General features: G+C 71.7%; 5 protein-coding genes and 1 pseudogene. 2 read left to right on the top strand and 4 right to left on the bottom strand.

All coding sequences use genetic code 11. From position 1 onward, the window contains the following. Positions 1-440: aldehyde dehydrogenase family protein (locus ACTIR_RS24045; protein ID WP_154663806.1), on the bottom strand; the 440-nt coding region annotated here is incomplete at its 3' end. A gap of 100 nt (positions 441-540) precedes the next feature. Here ACTIR_RS24045 and guaA point away from each other — a divergent pair. Both guaA and ACTIR_RS0117460 read left to right on the top strand, forming a co-directional pair. Further along, positions 541-2,094, top strand: a complete 1,554-nt coding sequence (gene guaA, locus ACTIR_RS0117465; protein ID WP_026455248.1) for a glutamine-hydrolyzing GMP synthase — start codon at positions 541-543, stop codon at positions 2,092-2,094. Positions 2,095-2,146: 52 nt separating this feature from the next. Beyond that, positions 2,147-2,929 (top strand): E3 ubiquitin ligase family protein, encoded by a 783-nt coding sequence (locus ACTIR_RS0117460; RefSeq protein WP_026455247.1) that lies wholly within the window; start codon positions 2,147-2,149, stop codon positions 2,927-2,929. A 9-nt stretch (positions 2,930-2,938) separates the two neighbouring features. On the opposite strand, the gene ACTIR_RS24040 is transcribed toward ACTIR_RS0117460, so the two are convergent. From ACTIR_RS24040 to ACTIR_RS26840, 3 genes and pseudogenes are all read right to left on the bottom strand, one after another. Continuing rightward, entirely contained in the window at positions 2,939-3,553 is a 615-nt protein-coding gene (locus tag ACTIR_RS24040) for a DUF2304 domain-containing protein (protein WP_034240726.1), read from the bottom strand. A gap of 5 nt (positions 3,554-3,558) precedes the next feature. Continuing rightward, a complete protein-coding gene (locus ACTIR_RS0117450) occupies positions 3,559-4,239 on the bottom strand; it encodes a glycosyltransferase family 2 protein (RefSeq protein ID WP_026455246.1) in 681 nt (226 codons plus the stop codon). Positions 4,240-4,273: 34 nt separating this feature from the next. Next, positions 4,274-4,508: pseudogene (locus tag ACTIR_RS26840) on the bottom strand (UDP-glucose 4-epimerase); the annotation flags it as partial.

Here is a 4,508-nt window from a genome sequence, read left to right as displayed (position 1 = left end):
GGCCCCCGCGGCACCCGGCGCGTCAGGGTCAGCCCGCCGTCGTCGGTGCGGCCGTCCAGGTGGCGCGTTTCGCCCGCGGAACGCGCTCCCGCCCGCAGGGTGGCCACGGCGTGGGCGACCTCCGTCTCGGCGTGGCGGAGTGGTTTGCCGGACTCGGCCGTGACGATCTCGGCGAGTTCGTCACCCCGCCCGGCGAGCGTCTCGGCCACGGTGTCGAGGGCGGCGGCCCGGTCGGCGACCGGCCAGGACCGCATTCCGCCCGCGAAACGCGCCACCTCGGTGACCGCGCGGTCGGTGGTGGCGGTGTCGGCCACGGCCACGGTGGCGATCTCGGTGGCGTCGTGGGGGTGGGTGACGGGGCGGGTGTCGTCGCCGTCCTCGGCGCGGCCCGCGAGCCACATCGGCCGCGGACGCGGTGTGATGGTGTCCATACCCTCCATGGACCGCACGGTAACCGTGACCTGGGGGCACCGCGCGACGGTTGGCCTGGGACGATGGGTGTGTCGGTGTGCGGAGAGACGATCGGTGAGGAGACCGGCAGTGGCAGACGGTTCCGTGGGCCCCGTGCTCGTGGTGGACTACGGCGCGCAGTACGCGCAGCTCATCGCCCGCCGGGTGCGGGAGGCCCAGGTGTACTCGGAGGTCGTCCCGCACACCACCCCGGTCGACGAGCTCGTCGCCCGGCAACCGGCCGCGATCATCCTCTCCGGCGGGCCGGCCAGTGTCTACGCCGACGGGGCCCCGGCGGTGGACCCCGCCCTGTTCGACACCGGGGTGCCGGTGCTCGGGATCTGCTACGGCTTCCAGGCGATGGCCCGTGCCCTCGGCGGCACGGTCGAGCACACCGGCACCCGGGAGTACGGCCGCACCGAGGTCGGCGTCACCGGCGGGGCGCTGCACGAGGCGCTGCCCGCCAAACACCCGGTGTGGATGAGCCACGGCGACTGCGTGACCGGGGCGCCCGAGGGCTTCGAGGTCACCGCGACCAGCGACGGCGCCCCCGTGGCCGGGTTCGAGGACACCGGGCGCGGGCTCGCCGGCGTGCAGTACCACCCCGAGGTGGCGCACTCCCCGCACGGGCAGGAGGTGCTGCGCCGGTTCCTGCACGACGTCGCCGGCATCCGCCCCCGGTGGACCACCGCCTCCATCGTGGACGAGCAGGTGGCCCGCATCCGGGCACAGATCGGGGACGGGCACGCGATCTGCGGCCTGTCCGGCGGGGTGGACTCCGCCGTGGCGGCCGCACTGGTGCAGCGCGCGATCGGTGAGCGGCTGACGTGCGTGTTCGTCGACCACGGCCTGCTGCGCGCGGGTGAGCGGGCCCAGGTCGAACGCGACTTCGTCGCCGCCACCGGGGTGAAGCTGGTCACCGTGGACGCGCGGGAGCAGTTCCTGGACGCGCTGGCCGGGGTGTCCGACCCCGAGCAGAAGCGCAAGATCATCGGCCGGGAGTTCATCCGCGTCTTCGAGCAGGCCGCCCGTGACCTCAAGGCGCGCGGCGACGTCGAGTACCTGGTGCAGGGCACGCTCTACCCGGACGTCGTGGAGTCCGGCGGCGGCACGGGCGCGTCGAACATCAAGAGCCATCACAACGTGGGCGGGCTCCCCGAGGACCTGCAGTTCGGGCTGGTGGAGCCGTTGCGGCTGCTGTTCAAGGACGAGGTGCGCCGGGTCGGGCTGGAGCTGGGCCTGCCCGAGACGATCGTGCACCGTCAGCCGTTCCCCGGGCCGGGCCTGGCGATCCGCATCATCGGCAGTGTCACGTCCGACCGGCTGGAGACCCTGCGGGCCGCCGACGCGATCGCGCGGGAGGAGCTCGGCTCGGCGGAGGTGGACAGCGACATCTGGCAGTGCCCCGTGGTGCTGCTCGCCGACGTGCGCAGCGTCGGGGTGCAGGGGGACGGCCGCACCTACGGCCATCCCGTGGTGCTGCGTCCGGTGTCGAGCGAGGACGCGATGACCGCCGACTGGGCCCGGATACCCTACGACGTGCTCGAACGGATCTCCACGCGCATCACGAACGAGGTCGCCGAGGTGAACCGGGTCGTGCTCGACGTGACGAGCAAGCCGCCGGGCACGATCGAGTGGGAGTGAGACCGGCAGGGCACACCTGAAAACAACGAAATGTCACTGGGGGTGATCGGCGATGTGGGTCGCGGGCGTTCTGCTCCTGGCCGCCGCTGTTGTCGCGTTCTTCTACATGCGCCACACGCGGAGCGAACTGCACTCCATGATCGGCACGGAGACGCTCTCGATCCCCGAGCTGGAGCAGTACCGTTCGATCTCCGACGAGGTGGGCGGCAAGGGCGCGTTCCGTCGGGTCGCCGAGGTCGTCGGGGCGGCGCACCCGCGGCCGGAGGGACTGCTGACCGCGGAACTGACCAAGACCGAGTGCGTCTGGTACCGCTACCGCGTCGACCGGCAGTACGAGAAGATCGAGTACCGGGACGGCAGGCAGCACCGCGAGAAGCGCACCGAGAACGTCGTGGACCACACCTCGCCGCAGGGGTATGCGGTGATCGACCAGGAGGGGCGCACCATCGGTGTCGACCCGAACGGGACGCAGCCGGACGCGCCGGAACAGACGGTCAACCGGTTCGAGCCGCACCACTCGCGGGAGGGCGGTGTCGAACTGTTCGGGATCAACCTGCCCAACCTGATCGGTGGTGGGGACACGACGCTCGGGTACGAGTACCAGGAGTGGGTCATCCGCCCGGGGCAGCGGCTCTACATCCTGGGCGAGGTGCACGACAGGATCGGCCCGCTGGTGATCGGGAAACCGGAGAAGGACGGGCACTTCATCGTCTCCACCCGCACCGAGGAGGAACTGCGGGCCGACCGGGAGAAGCGGCACAAGCTGCTCTCCGCCGGGGTGGTCGTGGGGGCGCTGGCCGGGGTGGGCCTGCTGGTCGCCGAACTGCTCACCTGAGCCGCGTCGTCAGCGGTTCTCCGGCGTGGTGACCGGGACCGGGGCCGAGGTGTCCGTGGGTGCCCCGGCCGGATCCGTGGCCGCCCCGGTGGGCTCCGTGGTCCCGGTCTCCACACCCGGCTCGGCGGGGTGGACCGAATCCTCCGCCGGAACCGCGCTGTCCGTGGTCCCGGCCATGTCCGTGGCCCCGGCCGCGTCCGTGGTCTCCGCCATGTCCGTGGTCTCGGCCGTGGCCGCCGTCGTGGCGGCGACCGGGCTGTGCACCTGCTCGCCCCGCATCACGCCGCGCTGGTGGTTGACCAGCTCCGCCTCCCGGATCGCCAGCGTCCGGGCCAGTTCGGTGATCTGCTGCGTGGTGCCGCGGAAGCGCAGATAGGTGTTCAGCATGCCGAACAGGAACGCCACCACCAGCATGTACAGCAGCAGGTCCGCACCACGGCCGATGCCGAGTGCGTGCGCGAGCAGCGTGACGTGCCCGGGGAACAGGACCGCGTACACGGCGAACGCGAGGAAGCCGAAGAAGCCGATCCGTTTGCCCGCCTGCATGCGGACGTTGTGCCGACGGCTGACGAAGTAGAGGAAGATCCCCGCGACCGCCGCCAGCAGGACGACCTGCGCCCACATGCCGATCACCTCCGGTTGCGCAGCGAGAAGTCGAACAGGATGTTCACGCCGTTGATCAGCGACTGGCCCTTGGCCTTCGAGTAGTCGGTGTAGAGGATCTGCACCGGCACCTCACGGACCCGGAAGTCGTGGTTGGCCAGGAACGACACGATCTCCGAGGCGTGGGCCATCCCGTTCATACTGATGTGCAGGCGTTCCGCGGCCGGACGGGCGAACACCCGCAGGCCGTTGTGCGCGTCGGTCAGCCGGAGCTTGCGCACGTTGCGGCTGAGCACCGCCGCCGTGCGCAGCACGACCCGCTTGATCCAGGGCACGTCCTCGGCCTGTTCGAGGAAGCGGGACCCGAGCACCACGTCGGCGTCCCCGGCGCGGGCCACCTCGACCATCCGTTCGGCGTCGGTGACCTGGTGCTGGCCGTCGGCGTCGAAGGTGAGGAAGTACTGCGCCCCGGGGCGGGACAGCGCGTAGGACAGACCGGTCTGCAGCGCCGCCCCCTGACCGAGGTTGATCGGGTGCCGCACCAGGTGCGCCCCCGTGCTCGCCACGCGCCCGGCCGAGTCGTCGTGCGAGCCGTCGTCGACGCAGACGACGTTGGGGAACGTCGCACGGACGTGTTCGACGACATCGGCGATCACACGGTCCTCGTTGTAGACCGGGATCACCACCCAGACGTCTTCGTAGCTCACCTGACTCTCCCCGGATTCGGGCGCGACGCCGTGCTCATCGTAGCGGGTCGCGGCTGGTCTTCCATGCCGTGGCGGGAGAGGCGGCCCCGGACGCGACCGGATGGGGTGACGTCGCGCTCCCCGGCCCGGTGGTCGGGGTGGCGTCCGACCCCTGGGTGGCCCGGATGTGCTCCACGGTGCGGCGCACGCCCTCGGCCAGGTCGGTCTCCGGCTTCCAGCCCAGCTCCCGCCGGGCCGCCTCGGCGTCCAGCGCCGACGCCCGCAGGTCG

Source organism: Saccharomonospora iraqiensis subsp. iraqiensis (assembly GCF_000430445.1).
Taxonomy (GTDB): Bacteria; Actinomycetota; Actinomycetes; order Mycobacteriales; family Pseudonocardiaceae; genus Saccharomonospora; species Saccharomonospora iraqiensis.
The sequence above is the reverse complement of the archived record's forward strand: the minus strand, read 5'-3'. Positions and strand labels throughout refer to the sequence as shown.